Below are 22721 nucleotides of genomic sequence, written 5' to 3' on the forward strand. Positions count from 1 at the left end.
ATTTTATTTTGTTATGAGACAAAAATGCCAAATCTTATTGTGAGAAAAAACAGTAAGATTTGGCATTTTTTTGATTTAGTTATTCTTATTTATATGTTAAAGTTAATATTGGTATTAGTATTTACAAAGGCAGAAAATATTAAACGAACAACAGGGAGATATTATGGAAAAAACAAATGATGTAATCATAACATTGATAAATGGCGGGTTTTATGAAATCTTTTTGATTTTTGCAATGTACTATAGTTTCGTGATTTTACTTGGAATAGAGAAAAGCAAAAGAAGAATTTTTTTACCAATATTCTTTGCTAGTATGCTTACTTTTAATTTAACAATAATGTATTATACATATTTTGGAGATGACTCTGTTAATAGTAAGTGCATTATTTTGATGCTTCAGGGAATAAATACTCTGATTTATTTTTGTACATTAAAAGTGATAACAAAGAAAAAATATTTGGAAATATTTATTTCAGACATGATAGCACAGATAATATCTATTGTTATATCATTTAGCCCAATTACAATAATAGCTCATATACTTGGGAAAAAACAAAGAACTCTTATAACATTAGAATTGAGTTTAAATAATATAATTACCTTTGCAACAGTATTAGTGATAATGATTGTATTGATTGCAATAGAAAAATATGTGCTTAAAAGGTTTTTTGATGATTATTTTAAAAGTGAAATAAAACATAGAATATTTTGGTGGATTATTGTATTGATATTTACCATAAGCGGATTAACTACAACAGCTATTCAAAGTGGAAGTACTATCTTTATTGCAATGAATATTATTATGATTATAATAATGTTTTCTGTGTTATATGCAGTTTCATGGTTTATGCGTTTGCAAAAAGAAAAACAGATAAAGAAGGAAAATCAGATTTTAAGTATTGAAAATGCAGTTATGAAAGAATACTATAATACATTAAAATTTCAGATGGAAAGAACAAGAAAGTTTAGACATGATATTGAAAAGCACATGAATTTGATAAAAGACATACAAACATCTAAAAGAAGTAAGCAGGATATTTTAAAATATGTAGGACAAATTGAGGAACAATATAATAATCTTAAAACGATAGATTATTGCGGAAATCCTGTTATAAATGCAATATTTGTAAATAGAAGAGAGCAATGTGAAAATCAGGGAATTAATATTAAAATTAAAGTAGGAAATTTTGATGCCAAACAAATTTCTGAAATGGATTTAGTGGCGTTACTCTCAAATATATTTGATTTAGTAATAGAAAATAGTGAAGTTACAAATGTGAAAAATTTAGATTTTAAATGCTCTAAAGAAAAAAATAATTTCTTAATCTGCATTAAATTTGATGGTAATTTTAATAAAAATAAAGATAAGATGAAAATTAGTGTAATAAAAGAAATTACAGAGAAATACCAGGGAGTATTTGATGATAAATATTTGAATGGAGCAAATGAGATTACGGTTATTATTTAAAGAAAGATTGTATTTTGAAAATAAAATATAATACAAATGAAAAGGTAGATTAATGTATAGCGGAAAAGAATTAGTTATAAATATGATAAATGCAGCAGTTTTAGAATTGCTGGTAAGTATTGCAACATATTATGCAATTAAAATATTACTTGGGGTACAAAAAGATAAAAGATTAAAATTGTTTTGCATTATTTTAATGAAATTATTTTTTCTTAATTTGACAATTGTGTTTTATAAATATACACACATACTTACGCAAGATGAGACTAATACAATAACTATTATTAATGGAATATACATATTGATATTTTTTGCCCTATTAAAATTACTCACAGGTAAACCATATTTAAAAATTATGTTAGCAAATTTTATTGTCGAGACATTTGGAATTGCATTTATAGTTATGCCTACGGTTGTGATAACCGGTGGAAAGAATGATATGCTACCTTATTTTGTAAAAACAAATATGGATAGTAAAAACATTATAATAGCAATTGTCGCATTATTAATATCTATATTTGAAATTTTTATAATGACAACAATTATAAAGAAATGCTTTGGAAACTTTTATGAAAAGAGAATAAAGTATCCTATTATATGGTGGATGCTATTGATTGTTTTTGATATGTATGCGTTTTTTGTTAATTCTGCGAAATCTTTTGTGACTAAAGAAATCATGTTTGTTATTGTTTTATATGTTTTTAGAATTTGCACAGCTATTTTAATTATGTATAGTGTATCTTGGATAATCCGCAAGAAAAATGAAAAAAGAATAGCACAGGAAAATAAAATTTTAAATATAGAAAATACAGTAATGAAGGAATATTATCGGACACTTAAATATCAGATGGAAAATACCGAAAAGATTAAACGTGATATTGAGATTAAAATGAAAGAAATCAGAACGTTATTAAGCCAAAATAATGAAATTGATTCTTTTGAAAAAGGCATTTGCGAAATGCCAATGATTAGCGATAATAATTTGTATAATTATTGTAATAACATATTGATTAATTCAGTTATTGAAAATAAAGTAAGACAATGCGGGCAAAATGAAATTAATATAAAAATTGAAGCTGATGTAAATGAACAGATTTTAGTAAGTGAAATTGATTTAATAGCAATAATAGCAAACCTATTTGACAATGCGATAGAAGAAAGTAAAAAATTAAAACAAGGGGAAATTGAATTTTATTGTAAATGTAATATGGAAGTGCTTGAAATTAAAATTAATAATAAAACTTTAAAACAAAGTCCGATTACAATTGGTGATACAACTAAGAAAAACAAGCAGGAACATGGAATGGGACAGGCTATTATATATGATATTGTTAAGAAGTACAACGGAAAAATTAAGGTGTATGTTATGGAAAATAGATATTATACAGAGATGGTAATATAAGTTCACAAAATCTTCACAAAAAAATTAGCACTCACCTCTTGACAGTGCTAATAAAACGAGTTATAACGTAGTCAGAACAAAGGAAGAGAGTTAAAAGATAAGGATTTAAAGATTAATGAATGATAATTCAGGTAATTGTTTTTAGTGAATGATGATTCAGCAATCAGTAAAAATCCAAGTGTTTAACCAAAACCTTAGTTTACAATATAAAAACTACACCTCGGATTTCTCCGATAGTGCAAATATAATTTTTATATCTGATTTGAAAGGAGATATGACTTATGATGATGCCTAGTATTTTTGGAGAAAACTTATTTGATGATTTTATGAATGATTTTACAGATGATTTTGCATTCCCGGCATTTGCTGATGCAGGAAAAGAATTGTATGGTAAACATGCAAAGAATTTGATGAAAACAGATGTAAAAGATACTGAAAACGGATATGAGGTAGATATAGACCTTCCGGGATTTAAAAAGGACGAAATCCAGATGAAACTGGAAGATGGTATGTTAACAATCAGCGCCGCTAAAGGTCTTGATAAGGATGAGAAAGATAAGAAGGGTAAATATGTAAGACGTGAACGTTATGCAGGAAGTTTGAGCAGAAGCTTTTATGTAGGTGATAATGTAACAGTCGAAGATATACACCCTAAATATGAAAATGGTATTTTATCATTCAATGTTCCAAAAGAACAGGAGAAGATAGAACCAAAAAGTAAATACATTGCTATTGAAGGATAAAATAGCATAAGATGAATCATCAGAAGATGAATCATCAGAAGATGATTTGAATAAAACTCCCTTTGCCGATGCGTGAAGGGAGTTTTTATATGCCATAAATTAGTTATACGTAGAGTGAAAATATTAAATTTTCAAATAGTAGCTTTCAATGGAAATATCCATTATGGTATAGCAAAAATATTAATGCAAAAGGCGATTATTTTGCAATGAACAGTAAAAATATGAAAATAAATGATTTCAATTTAATAGAAGAGTATGTAAGATAATATAGTTTATATCGAATAATATGGAAGAAATTAGGATAAACATTTAGAAGCGTAATTATTTAAATACGCATAGTATATATGCTGTCTTTTATGTATAATAGATATATTGACGAAGATGTAAAACTTAAGGAATACAAAAATTGTTCCGTTTTGATAACTGTTTTTAATAATAGTCATGAATAAAAATAAATATATTATAAAAAGAGGAAAAAAGAATGAATCACTATGTGTTAGAAGTATGCGTGGATTCTGTAGAATCAGCTATTGCGGCAACTAATGGAGGGGCAACCAGAATTGAATTATGTTCAAATATTATTATAGGAGGAACAACGCCTGATTTAGAGTTATTTAAAATAATAAGAAATAAAATTCAAATTCCAATAAATGTTATGATAAGACCAAGATTTGGAGATTTTTGCTATACAGAATCGGAATTTGAGATAATGTGCAGACAAAGTGAAAAATTTGCAAGAGAAGGAGCAAATGCCATTGTTATAGGTTGTCTTAATCCTGATGGAAGTTTGAATGAGGCATATATGAAGGAAATTATGAATATGGCAACAGGATGCAGAGTTACTCTTCATAGAGCATATGATATGTGCAAAAATCCATTTGAAGCATTTGAGACCGCTAGAAAATTAGGCGTAGATACAATATTGACTTCAGGACAAAAAAATAGTTGTATTGAAGGTGCAAAGTTAATTAAAAAACTAGTTGAAAGATCAAGTGGTATAGAGATTTTAGTTGGTGCAGGTGTAAATTCAGATAATATTATGGAAATAGCTAAAATAACCGGGGCAAAAAGCTTTCATATGACAGGTAAGGTTGTAGAAAACAGCAAAATGGAATATCGAAATGATGATGTTAATATGGGAATTTCCGGGTTAAGTGAATATGAAATTTATAGAACAGACGAAAAAAATATAAGAAAAACAGCTGAAATGTTAAAATTATTAAAATAATGCTTAATATAATTATACAAATAATTTGCACATAGTTTAAATAATTAAATTGTAGAAAAATAATAAATTTATTGTTGCATGATTTAACAATAAGTGATAAAACAGAATTTGTAAAAAGTAATAGTTAGTTGCGTAGAAAGGGATACATTGCAATAAAGTGTCTTGATTACAGAGAACCGAGGTAGCTGAGAATCGGAAGAAAAGAATTGTTGTAACATCACCCTGGAGCATCTCTCCCAAAACTTTTTATAGTGAGTAGGCAGAGACGTAGTCTTCACGTTACAGAAGAAGCTGTTGGATGTGACAGTGATAAGTGGTTTTAATTAGTGATAATTATTTCAAACAAAGTGGTACCACGAAATTGATATTTTCGCCTTTGTTGTCGTAAGACAATGAAGGCTTTTTCTTTTGTAATAAAAGAATAAACTAGCTAAATAATAACAAAAGAGAGGTAATACAAATGAATGGAATCTTAATGATGGTAATTGCGATTGTAGTACTTGGAGGAGCGTATCTTCTTTATGGTCGTTACCTTCAAAACAAATGGGGCATTGACCCTAATGCAAAAACTCCGGCATATGAATTACAGGATGGAGTTGATTATGTACCGGCGGATACAAATGTGGTATTTGGACATCAGTTTGCATCAATAGCAGGTGCGGGTCCTATTAATGGACCTATTCAGGCAGCAGTTTTTGGTTGGCTTCCTGTTTTATTATGGTTGCTTGTAGGTGGTGTGTTCTTCGGAGCTGTTCAGGATTTTGCATCAATGTATGCATCAGTTAAAAACAAAGGTCGTACAATTGGTTACATAATTGAAGAATATATTGGAAAATTAGGAAAGAAATTATTTTTACTTTTCTGTTGGTTATTCTGTATTTTAGTAGTTGCAGCATTTGCAGATGTTGTAGCTGGAACATTTAACGGATTTACAGTACCTGAAGTTGCAGGACAGGCAGTAGAAAAAATCTCAGCAAACGGTGCAGTAGCAATGACTTCAATTTTATTTATTTTTGAAGCAGTAGCACTTGGAATGATTTTAAAATATGCAAAATTAAATAAATGGGTAAATACAGTAATAGCAATTGCAATGTTAGTAGTAGCAGTAGTAATTGGTTTAAACTTCCCTGTTTATTTAACAAGAGAAACATGGCATCTTTTTATATTCGCTTATATATTTATTGCCAGTGTAGTTCCTGTATGGGCATTATTGCAGCCTAGAGATTATTTAAACAGTTATTTATTAATTTTTATGATTGTAGGTGCAGTTGTAGGTATATTTGTTTCAAATCCTTCATGTAACTTACAGGCATTTACAAGTTTCAACGTAGATGGACAGTATATGTTCCCAATTTTATTTGTAACAATAGCATGTGGTGCCGTATCAGGTTTCCATTCACTTGTTTCATCAGGAACAGCTTCAAAGCAAATTAAAAATGAAAAGAATATGTTACCTGTATCATTTGGTGCAATGCTTATGGAAAGTATGCTTGGTGTAATCGCATTAATCGCAGTTGCTTCATTTGCAAAAGGAGAAGCAGCAGCACAGGGCTTAACAACACAGCCACAGATTTTTGCAGGTGCAATTGCAAACTTCTTATCAGCAGTTGGTTTACCACATAATTTAGTATTTACATTAATTAACCTTGCTGTTTCAGCTTTTGCTTTAACATCACTTGACTCAGTTGCAAGAATTGGTCGTCTTTCATTCCAGGAATTCTTCTTAGATGAAGGAGTAACTGATGATAATATGACACCATTCCAGAAGGTAGTAACAAATAAGTATTTTGCTACAGTTATTACATTAGTTCTTGCATTCTTACTTGCAAAAGTTGGTTATGCAGAAATTTGGCCATTATTTGGTTCAGCAAACCAGTTGTTATCAGTACTTGCTTTAGTAGCTTGTGCAGTATTCTTAAAGAAAACAAAACGTCAGGGTTGGATGTTATGGGTACCAATGTTCTTTATGATGGCAGTTACATTTACAGCCCTTGGAATGACAATTTACAAATTAAGTGGAGCATTTGCTACAACAGGATTATCACTTGGAAATACATTACAGTTAATCTTTGCAGTATTACTTTTAATCCTTGGTGTAATTGTTGCCGTACAGGGTGTAAAGAAGTTATTTGAAAAGAATGAAGAAAAAGAAGTTGCATAAAATGAGACGTAAGTAAGTTATAAAGACTGTCGTATTAAAATGATAGAATGATATGCTACCCTCATATAGGACAATAAAATATAAAAGTCCTATATGGGGGTATTTTTATGTCCAGAAAAAGCAAAATAGATCCAATAGTAAAAGTAAAAATAGTTGAGCAATATTTTGATGGAGAGATTGGACTGAGTCAGGCAAGTAAAAAACTTGGAGTTGCCTCCCAAAGTATTAGAAAATGTATTTCTATATACCAATGCAATGGACCAGCAGGTTTACTTAATCAGCCCAAAAACAAGAGTTACTCAAAAACACTAAAAATATCTGCGGTAAATGATTATCTTAATGGAGCAGGTTCTCTTGATGATATTTGCTCAAAATATGGAATCCGTTCACATACACAACTTTTAAAGTGGATTAAGGTGTATAATTCTGGTGGAATATTAAAAACATCCACTGGAGGTGCTTGCATGAAAAAAGCAAAATCAACGACTCTTGATGAGCGATTAAAAATAGTTATGGAATGCCTGACAAATGATAAGAATTATGGAGCAATGGCTTTGAAATATCAATGTTCTTGTCAATAAGTTCGTAACTGGGTAAAACGGTACGAAAAAATGGAAAGTAAAGGTCTGGAAGACCGCCGTGGTAGACGAGTCGGATCATTACCAAGTCGTACACCTGAGGAAGAATTACGTGATAGAATCGCTGAACTCGAAAGAAAAAATCTTGATTTACAAATGGAAAATAATCTGTTAAAAAAAGTCAGAGAACTGGAAAGGAGGGACCGTTATCTTTAGTTCACCGTTTAGCTGCATATAAGGCAATCAAAGAATTATCCTCTGACAAGAGATATCCTATAGATAAACTTTGTAAGTATCTTAATATTACACGCTCTGCATACTATAACTGGCTAAAGCATCCGGAAAGCAATAATGAATTGCAGAATGAAACGTTATCTGTTGAAATTCAAAAGATACATAAAGAACATCCGGATATGGGATATCGTAGAATCCGAGATGAATTAGATGGACACAAAGGAATTCATGTGAATGATAAACGAGTTCTCCGCATCTGTAGAAAATATGATATAAAGTCAAATATTAAATGGAAACCCAAAAGCTGTACCAGAGGAGACCGGAATCCCGATCACATTGCAAAAAACTATTTGCATCGAGATTTTCATGCGGATAAGCCGAACGAGAAATGGCTCACTGATGTGTCCGAGTTTAAATATTACATTGGAAATGAAGTCCACAAGATATATTTGAGTGCCATTTTAGATTTATACGATCGAAGAATTGTAACTTTTAAAATAAGTGACCATAATGATAATCCATTAGTTATGGATACTTTTGATGAAGCAGTTCGCTTGGAACCTGATGCACATCCACTCTTCCACTCTGATCGTGGATTTCAATATACAAGTGCGCAGTTCCGTACCAGATTAAAGAAACATCATATGAAACAAAGCATGTCAAGAGTCGCCCATTGTATTGATAATGGACCGATGGAAGGATTTTGGGGGATTCTAAAGCGAGAGATGTATTACTGCCAACATTTCAATGATAGAACTGCCTTAATTGCAGCTATAACCGATTACATTAATTACTACAATAACCAACGATTACAAAGAAAGTTAAATGTGATGACACCAATGGAATATCATAATCAATATATAAAAGTAGCTTAAAAATATCGCCAGCCGTAAATCGGCTGACGATACAAAAATTTATTATTTTTTATTGTCCTATTGACAGGTAGCACACCATTTCTTTTAATTTCTTGCCAATAGAATCGAAATCAATATCCTTCATGAAATCACCTCATATTATATGATATATAATTGTAATATTTTTATAGCTGTAGTATAATAATCCAAAACTATAAAAAAGTTTAGCCACAGAGTAAAAACAAGCAGAAAGGAGAGAAGATAGGGGTTATAGAAGCAATTATTTTGATAAAAATGATGCATATGATAACAACAATGGTTGGTATAAATGTATTAAGTGTGGACGTAGTTTCAGAAAAGGTGATATGGATATTGACCACATTATTCCACAGAAATATGGTGGAAGAGATTCCGTATTAAATTTACAATGTATTTGTAAGCATTGTAATCGTTCTAAGCAAGCTAGTTTAAGAGATACCCCAAAAGATTTGTTTGGAGCAACTAAAAGGAAAGTAAAAAGTTATTATAATAATTAAAACGTTTTTATAAAATTTGAATATCATATAAAAATACAGACCATTTAAAGAAAAAATGAATATTCATATAATTAAAAGGCAGTATAGCGAGATTATTTCCGTAAGGGAAAAGAAAGGAAGTATTATGAAAGAATTTTTTAGTATGGGAAAAACTATGAAAAAATTAATTTCTGTTGTAATGTCTCTGGCATTGTTGCTTACTTCAGCAGGAGTAATTTTTTCAGGTAGTGATGTAAAGGGAGCAGCGGCAGAAGTTGTTTCATCAATGGATTATTATTCAACAAATGATGGACCAACAATTACACATTCAGGAGTTGGTACAGTCAGCTATGGATTTGTAATGCCAAAGTTTAACGGAAAAGCCAGTAGTGAACTTTCCATTGCAGATGTGGAAAAAGACATTCAGGTTTATGTTAAACAGGAAAACGGAACAAATGGTGAATGGAAGAAAATTGAAGATGTAAGTTACTTCAAGTGGAATGACACTTGGGCATGGGAATATCAGTCATGGGGTGGCTGGATTTGCTGGATGAAACTTACAGAAACAACATATTTCCGTTTCCATGGAAAAACAAATAACATAAATCTTGATTACAAATTGGAACTTAACAAACTTTCAAAGTATAAGCTTACAAGTATTTCTACAACAGAAACAAATATTCAGGCAGATACAACAGGTGGTTCAGCTACACATTGGGGAGCATGGACATTTAATGGAGACAAGAGTATCAAGTATGAACAGATTCAGGATGATGTTAACATTACAGTAGACAACAATGACGGAAAAGGATTTGTTCAGTTTTTAGGCAATGCAGCATCAGGATTTCTGTGGGATCAGAACTTTGGATATTACTCAGATGGTGATGGTGGATATTGGTTTACAAATATCAGTTGGTCATTTACATTAAGATTTGCATCAAAGTCAAATCCAAATGTACATCAGGATGTAAAAGTTACATATACAAAGCCAACCAGATCAAATTACAAAATCACAGCATATAATGGCACATCATACGATGCAAGCACAAGTGGTACAGCATCAGTTGGTATTCCACTTCCAAAAATTGGTGGAACAGAAGCTATAAAAGATGATTTGGATTTATTTAAATACGAAGTTAAGGTAGATGGAAAGTGGATTCCACTTACAGATGTTGCAGCCTGTGGATGGGTATATGAAGGAAGTGGTTACAACAAATATTCACTAAGCAGTCAGTGGGGTTATTTTGTTGATCATGTTTATGGACTTTGGCTCCAGCCTGTAAGACAGGATACAGAAATAAAAGTCACATATCCTATTGATGGTAAAAAAGGTGGAGATGCAAGTAATAACTATGTATTGTATACAATTAAAGGAAATACATCTTATAAGCCAACACTTCCATCAGATATGTCAGATATTAAAGTAAATGACAATTCAAATGCATATACACCGGCAGGTTGGAAGATGATTTTCAATGATGAATTTGATGGTGCATCTCTTGACACAAGCAAGTGGTCATATGATGAAGGATTCTTACTTAAAGAAGACGATATTAACACAGCCGGTTGGGGAAATCAGGAACTTGAATACTACACAAGAGACAATGTATCAGTAAAAGATGGTGCATTAAATATTCTTATGAAAAAGCAGTCAAAGGTATTTACAGAAAAAGGTGATCCATCTAAGAAAGCAACTGCTCAGTATTCATCAGGAAAGATTACAACAAAAGATAAATTCTCAGTGAAATACGGACGAGTTGATTTCAGAGCAAAAATGCCTACAGGTACAGGCATATGGCCTGCTATGTGGATGCTTCCAAATGACTCACGTTATGGTTCATGGCCATTATCAGGTGAAATAGATGTATTTGAAGGACGTGGAAGAACACCAAATATGGTATTTGGTACATTACATTATGGTGCACAGTGGCCAAATAATATTAATACATCAGATGCATTTAACATAACACGAGACGGTAATAAAAAGACAGGCATTGACGACTGGCATGTATACAGTGTTCAGTGGGATGCTGAAAATATTAAGATTTACTGTGATGGCAAATGCTATTTCAAATGTACATATGGTGAGTGGTATTCAGGCTCAGACAGAGGAAATGCATATGCACCGTTTGACCAGAGATTTTACCTTATTTTAAATCTTGCAGCAGGTGGAACATTTGACAGTGGTTATGTACCTGACAGCAGTTTTACATCAGGAACAATGTTAGTTGATTATGTTCGTGTTTACCAGCGTATGGTTAAGGCAGGAGAAGACGAGAAGGCAGACAATAATGCAGGAGTTTCTACAAATGGAGCAAAGGATGGTCTTTATGGAGATTATAAGATTGGGAAAGGTGTAACGCCGGTTACTCCAGAAACAACAAATCCAAGTGAAACAAAACCTGAGGGAACAAAAAATCCAAGTGAAACAAAACATGAGGGAACAACAGCTTCAGGTGAAACAAAACCTGAAGGAACAACAGCCTCTCCAACAACAAAGAAAACACAGAAAAAGACTCCAAACAAAGCATTAAAAACAACAGTTGTAAAGAAAGCAACAAAGAAGAAAAATGCAAAGAAAATCAGGCTTTCATTTAGAAAAGTTAAAGGTGCTAAAAGATATCAGGTACAGGTTTCTGAGAATAAAAAGTTTACATCAGTTATTGTAACAAAGACAGTAAAGAAATATAAAAAAGTAACAATTTCTAAAAAAGCATTTGAAAAGAGAAAGGAACTTTTTGTACGAGTTAGAGCCGTTGGCTGCAAGAAGTGGTCAAAACCTAAAAAAGTTAGAATTTTAAAGAAATAATAATTAAAAAATAAAGTAGACCGTTATATTATAAAAATTTCATTATAATGATGAAGTTTTATGTATAACGGTCTATTGCTATTTTGCCCGTAAACAATTAAAATAAAAGCAATATTTTGAGAAAACCAGGAGGGTATTATGAATCAGAAAAAGTTAGGTTTTGGCTTGATGAGATTACCACTTAAAAACTAAAATGAAGCAGACAATATTTTCAATGAGCAGTTACGTAAAACAGGTGTAGAATATTTCGACTATTATCTGTTACATGATGTAGGATATGATCATTATAAAAAATATTCAGAACTTGGTTGCTTTGAATGGCTGGTAGAAAAGAAAAAAGCAGAAAAGAGTGTAGATACATTAAAGGAAGAAGGTAAAGATTGAGCCAATGATTGATGGCTATACAGGATTCCTAATTCTGGATAAAAATGGTAAGCCCTTAGTAGCATTACATTGGGAAAAGTATTTTAATCGCATATGTGAAAAATATAATAAAGTCTATAGAGTTCAAATGCCTAATGTGACACCTCATGTATGTAGACATAGATTTTGTAGCAGGATGGCAGCAGCTAGAATGAATCCAAAAACATTGCAGTATATAATGGGACACTCTGATATCTCAGTTACATTAGATACATACACACATTTGGGTTTTGATGAAGCTGCTGATGAAATGAAAAGAGTTGCTGGAAATAACCTTTGAGGTAAAAGAAAGAGGTTTACTTCAATTTTTACTTCATTTAAATATTATAAAATGCTGAGTTATACAAGTTTTTGCAAAGAAAAAATATATAATATATTTCTTATAAAGCCTGTATTAATCGGCATATGAGAACATTTGAAAGGAAATAAGAAATTATGACAAAAATCCTATTCATCTGCCATGGCAACATATGCCGCTCGACAATGGCACAATACGTCCTACAGGACATGGTAAATAAAAAAGGTGTAGCCGATAAGTTTTACATAGACTCAGCGGCTACAAGTTATGAAGAAATTGGTAACGGAGTTCATCCGGGTACAAAAAATAAATTAAGAAGCGTAGGTATTCCATGTGGAAATCACAAGGCAAGACGAATGACGAAGCAGGATTATGACGAATTTGATTACATAATTGGAATGGATACGGCAAATATAAGAAATATAAACAGAATAATTGGGAATGATTTAGAAGGAAAAGTATATAAATTATTATCATTTGCAGGAGAATCAGGGGATATAGCGGACCCATGGTATACAGGTGATTTTGATGTAACATATGATGATGTACTAAAGGGGTGCAAAGGGTTTTTAAAAGAAATTGGAATAGACTAATAAAATTTATTGGTTTATTATTTGCGATTCAAATGTTATAATGCCATAGTAAGAAAATCAGAAAGGAGAATAATCCATTAGCTTTAAAAGAAGATAATTGGATTATACGTAATATATGAGTTACGCAGATAAAGTATTTGTAGATATGTGTTCAGACATATTGAAAAATGGAATAGATACAAAAGGTGAAAAAGTAAGACCAAAATGGGACGACGGAAGTTATGCCTACACAATAAAGAAATTTGGTGTAGTAAACCGTTACGATTTGAAAAAAGAATTTCCTGCACTTACATTAAGAAAAACAAATTTAAAAAATTGTGTCGATGAAATTTTATGGATTTGGCAGAAAAAGTCTAATAATATAAATGATTTAAACAGTCATATCTGGGATAGCTGGGCTGATGAAAATGGCTCAATCGGAAAGGCGTATGGCTATCAGCTCGGAGTAAAGCATCAGTACAAAGAAGGTATGATGGATCAGGTAGACAGAGTTTTGTATGATTTGAAAAATAATCCATACAGCAGAAGAATAATGACAAATATTTATGTACATCAGGATTTGCATGAAATGAATTTGTATCCATGTGCTTATAGTATGACATTTAATGTTACAAAAAATAAAGAAACAGGTAAATTGGTGTTAAATGGTATCTTAAACCAGCGCTCCCAGGATATTTTGACTGCTAATAACTGGAATGTATGCCAGTATGCGGTTCTTCTTCATATGTTTGCTCAGGTTTCAGATATGGAAGTAGGAGAATTAGTACACGTGATTGCAGATGCTCACATTTATGATAAGCACGTTCCACTCGTTGAAGAACTTATTGCAAGAGAACAGCATCCGGCACCAAAGTTCTGGATTAATCCTGAAGTTAAGAATTTTTATGATTTTACAGTTGATGATTTCAGATTAGATGATTATGTAACAGGTCCACAGATAAAAAATATTCCTGTTGCAGTTTAAAATGAAAATAGCAAAGGAGTTTTCATATGAATTTAATAGTTGCGGTTGATAATAATTGGGCAATTGGATATAAAAATGATTTACTTATAAGCATACCTGATGATATGAAGTTTTTTAGAGAAACAACTACAGGAAATGTAATTATTATGGGCAGAAAGACTTTAAACAGTTTTCCGAATGGAAAGCCATTGAAGAATAGAGTAAATATTGTAATTACAAAGGATGCTAATTTTAAGGCTGATGGTGCAATTGTTGTAAATAGTATTGAAGAAGCAGTAAAAGAGGCTGAAAAATATAATGATAAAGAAGCATATGTAATTGGTGGCGGAAGCATTTATGAGCAAATGCTGCCATATTGTGATACAGCGTATGTAACTTATATTGATAATTCATACAGTGCTGATACATTTATACCGAATCTCGATAAATTGACAGAAGAATGGTATATAGCTAACGAAAGTGATGAATGTACTTATTTTGACATAGAATATTATTTTAGAACTTATAAGAGAAAAAAATAAATTAGTACTACAGATTTGAACAGGATTATGTGGTCTTAGAATTTTTGACCCCGTCATCAAAATAATAAACTATAAGATATTAAAAATTCCCTTTAATATGGCTAATTTAAAAGCTAATTAAAGGGAATTTATTTATATTCTTTTTTTGCAAATGTCATTCAGACAACATTTATCGCAGTGAGGAGTAGTTCTTGCGGTACAAACTTCGCGACCGTGGTCTACAAGACGGTGGCAGAAATCACTCCCTTCTTCGGGAGGAATAATTTTCCATAAGGCCATTTCGACTTTTTTAGGGTCTTTTATATTATCTACAAGACCAATTCTGTTGCATAGACGGATGCAATGTGTATCTGTAACAATAGCAGGTTTTCCAAAAACATCTCCCATAATAAGATTTGCACTTTTTCGTCCGACGCCCGGTAATTTTAATAATTCATCAAAATCATCAGGAACTTTACAATCATATTTATCTCTAAGCATTTTCATGCATAAACTAATATCTCTGGCTTTGCTGTTTCCCAGACCACATGGTTTAACTATTTCTGTTATTTCGGCTACATCAGCATTAGCTAATGACTCAATGTCAGGAAATTTTTCATAAAGCTTCGGAACAATTTTGTTAACTCTTTCGTCAGTGCATTGGGCAGCAAGGCGAACGCTGATTAACAGCTTCCAAGCTTCATTGTAATCAAGAGTACAATCTGATTCGGGATAACATTTTTTTAATCTATCTATAACTTCTAAAGCTAAATCTTTTTTTCTCATTTGCAAAAAATCCTTTCAGTTTTGTATAAATAAATACTATTATGAGGGTTAAAATTTTAAGCCTCACAATACAATATAGTTTATCCCAGAGCTGTTATTATTTCAATTGTTATATTTCGAAAGTTGTTATAAATATGAAAACTATTACAAATTTGAAAGTTATTACAAGTATGGAATCGTTAACAGAATAAATTTAAAATTTATGGTAAATTAGTAAATTTAGCAGCATATAATAGAATAATTATAAATAAGGAAAAAATATGCTTATTAAAATGGAAGTAGAGTCTTCTTATACAGGAAAACTTCAGGTAAATGTTGTTACAAGAGAAAATGTACCGGTTAGGGATGCAACTGTAACTATAGCAGCTTCTGACAGCCCTAATAATATAATAGAAAGGCTTACTACAAATTCATCGGGACAGACGGAGACAATAGAATTACCTGCGCCACCTATTGAACTTAGTTTGAATGAGGCAAATACAACCAGACCATATACAACTTACAATATTCGTATAGAAGCGTTAGGATATGAAACAGAATTCATTGAAAATGCAGAAATTTTGCCGGATGTGTTGGCTATTCAAAATGTAAGATTAACAAGCAAAAATGCATCGCTGACTGAAGATATAATGATTCCCGACCATACTTTATATGGCGAGTATCCGCCAAAGGTTCCGGAAGAAGAAATTAAGCCTGTTAATGAACCGGGTGAAATTGTTCTGAGTAGAGTAGTTGTGCCTGAAATAATTGTTGTACATGATGGGATTCCATCTGATAGCAGCGCTCAAAACTACTATGTAAATTATCGTGATTATATTAAAAATGTTGCTTCAAGCGAAATATACGCAACCTGGCCTACTGCAACAATTGAGGCAAATGTCCTTGCAATTATGTCGTTTACTTTAAACAGGGTTTACACAGAATGGTATCGAAACAAAGGATACGATTTTACAATTACTTCATCTACAGCATATGATCAGAAATGGATTTATGGCAGAAACATTTTTGAATCAATTAGTCTTGTTGTAGATAATATATTTGATCAATATTTATCAAGGCCAGATGTAAGGCAGCCAATTCTTACACAGTATTGTGATGGAAAAAGAGTAACCTGTCCGAATTGGTTAAGCCAGTGGGGATCATGCAACTTAGGAGAGAGAGGGTATTCTACAATTGAAATAATCAGGTATTATTATGGCGATGATATGTATATAAATACGGCTGAGCAAATTGCCGGAATTCCAATTTCATGGCCGGGATATGATTTAGATATTGGTGCAAGCGGACAGAAGGTAGCACAAATTCAGGAACAGCTAGATACAATTGCACAGGTGTATACTGAAATCCCAAGATTAAATGCAGATGGAATATATGGTGAAAATACAAGAGATGCAGTAAAAGCTTTCCAAAAAATATTTGATTTACCACAGACTGGAATTGTGGACTTTGCAACATGGTACAAAATATCACAGATTTATGTTGGAATAACAAGAATAGCAGAAGGAATTCCAAGATAAAAATAAGATGCCTGCGGATTGTTTCGTGCTGCGTACTCTCACAATCCTACCCAATATTCGCATATCGTGGGAATCATCCCGCTTTTATGCTCATATTGGGGCCAAAACTTCTTAAGATTATGATGCCAACGGATTGTTTCGTGCTGCGCACTCTCACAATCCTACCCAATATTCGCATATCGCGGGAATTATCCCGCTTTTATGCTCATATTGGGGCGGGTCCCAAGGTCTTTCGCCCACTTATGAGCAAGCTCATGTGGGCTTAGACCTTTTGACCCTGGCATTATAAAAACTTATAATCTAAAATATACTTACTCTTTCTTTTATGTTAAAATAGTAGTTATGCAAGAAGATACAAATAATAATAAAAATAGTTGTATATTATGTTGAATTATATCGAATTATTTGGTATAATCTTTACAATTTGAGCATATGAAAGGAATACACATTTATGAACGCATTTCTAATCTTAGAAGACGGTACCGTCTTTAAAGGTACATCTATTGGATCTACAAGAGAAGTAATTAGTGAAATCGTATTTAATACGTCAATGTGGGGCTATTTAGAAGTATTAACAGACCCATCTTATGCCGGACAGGCAGTAGTTATGACATACCCGTTAATTGGTAATTATGGTATTTGCCATGAAGATATGGAATCATTGAAGCCATGGCCGGATGCTTATATTGTTAACGAATTAAGCAGAATGCCTAGCAATTTCAGAAGTGATGATACAATTCAAAACTTCCTTGAAGAAAATGATATCCCTGGTATAGCAGGTATTGATACAAGAGCACTTACAAAGATTCTTCGTGAAAAGGGAACAATGAATGGAATGATTACAACTAATGAAAATTATAACTTAGATGAAATTCTTCCTAAAATAAAGGAATACACAGTTTCAGGCGTTGTTAAGAAAGTAAGTTGTAAAGAAAAGAGTAATCTTAAAGGAGAAGGATTTAAGGTAGCATTACTTGATATTGGCGCTAAGAACAATATTGGAAAGTCATTAAATGACAGAGGATGCGATGTTACAATTTATCCTTGTGATACACCGGCTGAAGAAATTATTGCATCTAATCCTGATGGAATAATGTTATCAAATGGTCCCGGTGATCCTAAAGAGTGTGTATATCAGATAGAACAGATTAAAAAATTGTACGATACAGATATCCCGATTTTTGCAATTTGTTTAGGACATCAGTTGATGGCACTTGCAACAGGTGCTGATACTAAGAAGATGAAATATGGTCACAGAGGTGGAAATCATCCGGTTAAAGATTTAGAAAGTGGTCATGTTTATATTTCATCACAGAACCATGGATACATGGTAGATGGCGATACAGTTAATAAAGATATTGCCAGAGTAGCGTTTGTAAATGTAAATGATAAAACAGTAGAAGGTTTAAGATATAATAATAAGAGCATTTTTACTGTTCAGTTCCATCCGGAAGCTTGCCCTGGACCACAGGACTCAAATCTTCTGTTTGATGAATTTATTAAAATGATGGAGGTGAAGAAGAATGCCTAAGAACCCGAATATTAAAAAAGTATTAGTTATTGGATCAGGTCCTATTGTTATTGGACAGGCTGCAGAATTTGACTATGCAGGAACACAGGCATGTCGTTCTTTAAAAGAAGAAGGACTTGAAGTAGTTTTGGTTAACTCTAACCCTGCTACAATTATGACAGATAAAGATATCGCTGATGAAGTTTATATTGAACCTTTAACAGTTCCGGTGTTAAAGAAAATTATCGAAAAAGAAAAACCGGATAGCATTTTACCAACACTTGGTGGTCAGGCAGGACTTAACCTTGCAATGGAAATTGCTGAAACAGGATTCTTAGAGGAACATGGATGCCGTTTAATAGGTACAACTTCTGAAACTATTAAAAAGGCAGAAGACCGTCTTGAATTTAAAGAAACAATGGAAAAAATCGGTGAACCATGTGCACCTTCATTAGTAGTTGAAAATGTAGAAGATGGTATTGCGTTTACTAAAAAGATTGGTTATCCTGTAGTACTTCGTCCTGCTTACACATTAGGTGGAAGCGGTGGTGGTATCGCACATAATCAGACTGAATTAGTAGAAATCCTTGAAAATGGATTAAGACTTAGCCGTGTAGGACAGGTTCTTGTTGAAAGATGTATTGCCGGATGGAAAGAAGTAGAATACGAAGTAATGCGTGATAGCGAAGGAAACTGTATTACAGTATGTAATATGGAAAATATTGACCCTGTAGGCGTTCATACAGGTGATAGTATTGTAGTTGCTCCATCACAGACATTAGGTGATAAAGAGCATCAGATGCTTCGTACATCAGCTTTAAATATTATTAACGAATTAAACATTACAGGTGGATGTAACGTTCAGTACGCTCTTCACCCTGAAAGTTTTGAATATTGTGTAATCGAAGTTAACCCTCGTGTAAGCCGTTCATCAGCTTTAGCTTCAAAGGCTACAGGTTATCCTATTGCAAAAGTTGCAGCAAAGATTGCGTTAGGTTATACACTTGATGAAATTAAGAATGCAATTACACAGAAAACATATGCAAGTTTTGAACCAACACTTGACTATTGTGTAGTTAAGATTCCAAGACTTCCATTTGATAAATTTATTACAGCCAGCAGAAAACTTACAACACAGATGAAGGCTACCGGTGAGGTAATGAGTATCTGTAATAACTTTGAAGGTGCTTTAATGAAGGCAATCCGTTCATTAGAGCAGCATGTTGAATGTCTTATGGATTACAACTTCTCAGAACTTACAGATGATCAGTTAGAAGATCAGCTTCATGTAGTAGATGACAGAAGAATTTGGGTTATTGCAGAAGCACTTAGAAGAGGCATAAGTTATGACCACATTCATGATATTACAAAGATTGATAAGTGGTTTATTGATAAAATCGCTATAATTGTTGAAATGGAAAATGCTCTTAAGAGTGAACCTTTAACACCTGAATTGTTAAAGGCAGCAAAGAGAATCGAATTCCCTGATACAGTTATCAGTAGATTGACAGGTAAGTCAGAAGAAGAAATTAAGCAGATGCGTTATGATAACGATATAGTAGCTGCTTACAAGATGGTTGATACTTGTGCTGCAGAATTTGAAGCAGCAACACCTTACTATTATTCAGTATATGGTGGAGAAAATGAATCAGTAGAAACAAACCCTCCAAAGAAGGTTCTTGTACTTGGTTCAGGTCCTATAAGAATTGGTCAGGGTATTGAATTCGACTTCTGTTCTGTACATTGTACATGGGCATTTAAAGAAGAAGGATACGAGACAATTATTGTAAATAATAACCCTGAAACAGTATCAACAGACTTTGATATAGCTGATAAGCTTTATTTTGAACCATTGACACCGGAAGATGTTGAAAACATTGTAAACATCGAAAAACCAGACGGAGCAGTTGTTCAGTTTGGTGGTCAGACAGCTATCAAACTTACAGAGTCTCTTATGAAGATGGGAGTTCCTATCCTTGGAACTAAAGCAGAAGATGTAGATGCTGCAGAAGACAGAGAATTATTTGATGAAATTCTTGAAAAGTGTGGTATTCCAAGACCAACAGGTGGAACAGTATTTACTGCTGAGGAAGCAAAAAAAGTAGCTAATAAATTAGGATATCCAGTACTTGTAAGACCATCATACGTACTTGGTGGTCAGGGAATGCAGATTGCAACATGTGATGAAGAAGTAGAAGAATTTATGGAAATCATCAACAGAATTGCACAGGATCATCCAATTTTAGTAGATAAATATTTACAGGGAACAGAAGTAGAAGTTGATGCCGTATGTGATGGTGAAGATATTTTAATCCCTGGTGTAATGGAACACATTGAAAGAGCCGGAGTTCATTCAGGAGATAGTATTTCAGTATATCCTGCATACTCACTTTCAAAAGATATAATTGATACAATTGAAGATTACACAGAAAAACTTGCACGTTCACTTCACGTAAAGGGTATGATTAATATCCAGTTTATCGTTTGTGATGGTAAAGTTTATGTAATTGAAGTTAACCCACGATCATCAAGAACAGTACCTTATATTAGTAAGGTTACAGGTATTCCAATTGTTAAGCTTGCAACAAAGTGTATTATTGGACATACTCTTAAAGAAATGGGTTATAAGCCGGGATTACAGCCTAATGCAGATTATATTGCAATTAAGATGCCTGTATTCTCATTTGAAAAAATTCGTGGTGCTGAAACAAGCCTTGGACCGGAAATGAAGTCAACAGGTGAATGCCTTGGTATTGCAAAGACATTTAATGAAGCACTTTATAAAGCTTTCCTTGGAGCAGGAGTTGTTCTTCCAAAGCATAAAAAGATTATTATTTCAGTTAAGGATGCTGACAAGCAGGAAGTTGTTCCACTTGCACAGAGATTTGAAAAACTTGGATATGAAGTTTATGCTACAAGAAGTACAGCAGATGTTTTAAGAAAAAATGGTGTTGATGCAATTAAAGTTAACAAGATTCATCAGGAAGCACCAACTGTAATGGATTTATTACTTGAACATAAGATTGATATTGTTATTGATACTCCAACACAGGGTAGAGATAAGAACAGAGATGGTTTCTTAATTAGAAGAACATCAATCGAAACAGGTGTAAACTGCTTTACAAGTTTGGATACAGTTGATGCATTACTTACAAGCTTAGAAAGTGATGCAAAGAATGATTTATCTTTAGTTGATATTGCAACAATAGAATAAGCTATTTAGCTTTTTGGAGAGATGCACACTCAAAAAGGAGCGTGCGTATGGATAAAGAAAATTTAATTATTAATGGAAGATATCTTGTTTTGGAAAATATCGGAAAAGGTGGAGCAGGGGAAGTTTTTCTTGCAAGGGATATAAAAAACGGACGAAAGTATGCCATTAAAAGGTATATTTCGTCTAATCCAAATGATAGAAATCAATTGATTGATAATATAGAGCGGGAATTAAATGTTCTCAAATATACCACCCACCCGGTACTTCCAAAAATCTATAATTTATTTATGGAGGATTCAAGATTCTTCCTTGTTATGGAATATGTGGAAGGCATAAATCTTAAAGAAGTAGTTGACACTAAAGGAGCGTTATCTGAGGAGCAACTATTGTCTGTTATGGAACAGGTGTGTAGCGGATTGTATTATTTACATTCTATTGAACCACCTATTGTATATAGAGATTTGAAGCCTTCCAATATTATTTTATCTGATGATGGTAAAATTAAATTGATTGATTTTGGAATTGCTAAAAGATATAACAGAGAACTGATTGCGGACAAATATGCATATGGAACAAAAGGATTTGCATCACCGGAGCAGTTTGGAAATAGCAAAGGGATGGGAATTTATAATACTGATATTCGTTCAGATATTTATGCTGTTGGAACGACCATGTTTTATTTGCTGACAGGACGAAGTTATAATGGAAAAGTTGATAGTGCATTAATTTCACGTTCATTTGCAAAAATAATAAGTAAGTGTACAAAAGTAAGACCAAAAGAAAGATATCAAAGCACTATTGATGTGATTTGTGACTTGAAAAGATGCAGAAAATCAATGATTCGAAAATTAATTTATCCAATTATAAAAAAAATAACGAAAAAAATATAAAATTAAGTTATAATAAAAAAATGTGGTACTTATT

19 protein-coding genes and 1 other annotated feature are annotated in these 22721 nt (G+C 32.5%); of the genes, 18 read left to right on the forward strand and 1 reads right to left on the reverse strand.

The window, feature by feature from the left end:
- Window positions 1–163: 163 nt before the first annotated feature.
- From DWW96_RS03685 to DWW96_RS03745, 14 genes are all read left to right on the forward strand, one after another.
- On the forward strand, window positions 164–1468 hold the full coding sequence (locus DWW96_RS03685; protein ID WP_117909184.1) for a hypothetical protein: 1305 nt from the start codon (window positions 164–166) through the stop codon (window positions 1466–1468).
- A 52-nt stretch (window positions 1469–1520) separates the two neighbouring features.
- Entirely contained in the window at window positions 1521–2870 is a 1350-nt protein-coding gene (locus DWW96_RS03690) for a GHKL domain-containing protein (protein ID WP_117909186.1), read from the forward strand.
- A gap of 281 nt (window positions 2871–3151) precedes the next feature.
- Window positions 3152–3613 carry an Hsp20/alpha crystallin family protein gene (locus DWW96_RS03695; RefSeq protein WP_117909188.1) on the forward strand — a complete coding sequence of 154 codons (462 nt, stop codon included), beginning with the start codon at window positions 3152–3154 and terminating at the stop codon, window positions 3611–3613.
- 481 nt (window positions 3614–4094) lie between these two features.
- Window positions 4095–4841, forward strand: coding sequence for a copper homeostasis protein CutC (locus DWW96_RS03700; protein WP_117909190.1), 747 nt, complete (start codon window positions 4095–4097; stop codon window positions 4839–4841).
- Window positions 4842–4965: 124 nt separating this feature from the next.
- Window positions 4966–5222 (forward strand) — a binding site (T-box leader).
- A 79-nt stretch (window positions 5223–5301) separates the two neighbouring features.
- Window positions 5302–7002: a carbon starvation CstA family protein gene (locus DWW96_RS03705; RefSeq protein ID WP_022089485.1), complete on the forward strand. Its 1701-nt coding sequence runs from the start codon at window positions 5302–5304 to the stop codon at window positions 7000–7002.
- 107 nt (window positions 7003–7109) lie between these two features.
- Window positions 7110–7583 carry a helix-turn-helix domain-containing protein gene (locus tag DWW96_RS14205; RefSeq protein WP_199522669.1) on the forward strand — a complete coding sequence of 158 codons (474 nt, stop codon included), beginning with the start codon at window positions 7110–7112 and terminating at the stop codon, window positions 7581–7583.
- Between the two features lie 30 nt (window positions 7584–7613).
- Window positions 7614–7796, forward strand: a complete 183-nt coding sequence (locus tag DWW96_RS14210) for a hypothetical protein (RefSeq protein ID WP_199522670.1) — start codon at window positions 7614–7616, stop codon at window positions 7794–7796.
- 26 nt (window positions 7797–7822) lie between these two features.
- Window positions 7823–8689, forward strand: coding sequence for an IS3 family transposase (locus tag DWW96_RS14215; RefSeq protein ID WP_260978324.1), 867 nt, complete (start codon window positions 7823–7825; stop codon window positions 8687–8689).
- Window positions 8690–9033: 344 nt separating this feature from the next.
- Window positions 9034–9204, forward strand: a complete 171-nt coding sequence (locus DWW96_RS03715; RefSeq protein ID WP_243003013.1) for an HNH endonuclease signature motif containing protein — start codon at window positions 9034–9036, stop codon at window positions 9202–9204.
- A 124-nt stretch (window positions 9205–9328) separates the two neighbouring features.
- On the forward strand, window positions 9329–11992 hold the full coding sequence (locus tag DWW96_RS03720; RefSeq protein ID WP_158562644.1) for a glycoside hydrolase family 16 protein: 2664 nt from the start codon (window positions 9329–9331) through the stop codon (window positions 11990–11992).
- Window positions 11993–12380: 388 nt separating this feature from the next.
- Window positions 12381–12695, forward strand: coding sequence for a tyrosine-type recombinase/integrase (locus DWW96_RS03730; protein WP_117909196.1), 315 nt, complete (start codon window positions 12381–12383; stop codon window positions 12693–12695).
- Between the two features lie 155 nt (window positions 12696–12850).
- Window positions 12851–13306: a low molecular weight protein-tyrosine-phosphatase gene (locus tag DWW96_RS03735; protein WP_117909197.1), complete on the forward strand. Its 456-nt coding sequence runs from the start codon at window positions 12851–12853 to the stop codon at window positions 13304–13306.
- 115 nt (window positions 13307–13421) lie between these two features.
- A complete protein-coding gene (gene thyA / locus DWW96_RS03740; protein WP_117909198.1) occupies window positions 13422–14270 on the forward strand; it encodes a thymidylate synthase in 849 nt (282 codons plus the stop codon).
- Between the two features lie 26 nt (window positions 14271–14296).
- Window positions 14297–14791 (forward strand): dihydrofolate reductase, encoded by a 495-nt coding sequence (locus DWW96_RS03745; protein ID WP_022087852.1) that lies wholly within the window; start codon window positions 14297–14299, stop codon window positions 14789–14791.
- A gap of 132 nt (window positions 14792–14923) precedes the next feature.
- On the opposite strand, the gene nth is transcribed toward DWW96_RS03745, so the two are convergent.
- Window positions 14924–15556, reverse strand: a complete 633-nt coding sequence (gene nth, locus DWW96_RS03750; protein ID WP_117909200.1) for an endonuclease III — start codon at window positions 15554–15556, stop codon at window positions 14924–14926.
- A 260-nt stretch (window positions 15557–15816) separates the two neighbouring features.
- On the opposite strand from nth, the gene DWW96_RS03755 reads away from it, so the two are divergent.
- The 4 genes from DWW96_RS03755 (at window position 15817) to DWW96_RS03770 (ending at window position 22687) form a co-directional block, all read left to right on the forward strand.
- A complete protein-coding gene (locus DWW96_RS03755) occupies window positions 15817–17073 on the forward strand; it encodes a peptidoglycan-binding protein (RefSeq protein ID WP_022087850.1) in 1257 nt (418 codons plus the stop codon).
- A gap of 451 nt (window positions 17074–17524) precedes the next feature.
- On the forward strand, window positions 17525–18604 hold the full coding sequence (locus tag DWW96_RS03760) for a carbamoyl phosphate synthase small subunit (RefSeq protein ID WP_022087849.1): 1080 nt from the start codon (window positions 17525–17527) through the stop codon (window positions 18602–18604).
- Window positions 18597–21797, forward strand: a complete 3201-nt coding sequence (gene carB, locus DWW96_RS03765) for a carbamoyl-phosphate synthase large subunit (protein WP_022087848.1) — start codon at window positions 18597–18599, stop codon at window positions 21795–21797. The genes DWW96_RS03760 and carB overlap by 8 nt, the downstream gene beginning before the upstream one ends.
- Window positions 21798–21844: 47 nt before the next feature.
- Window positions 21845–22687 (forward strand): serine/threonine-protein kinase, encoded by an 843-nt coding sequence (locus tag DWW96_RS03770; protein WP_117909202.1) that lies wholly within the window; start codon window positions 21845–21847, stop codon window positions 22685–22687.
- Window positions 22688–22721: the final 34 nt, after the last annotated feature.

It is taken from the genome of Eubacterium sp. AF17-7, assembly GCF_003461285.1.
Classification (GTDB): Bacteria; Bacillota; Clostridia; order Lachnospirales; family Lachnospiraceae; genus Eubacterium_U; species Eubacterium_U album.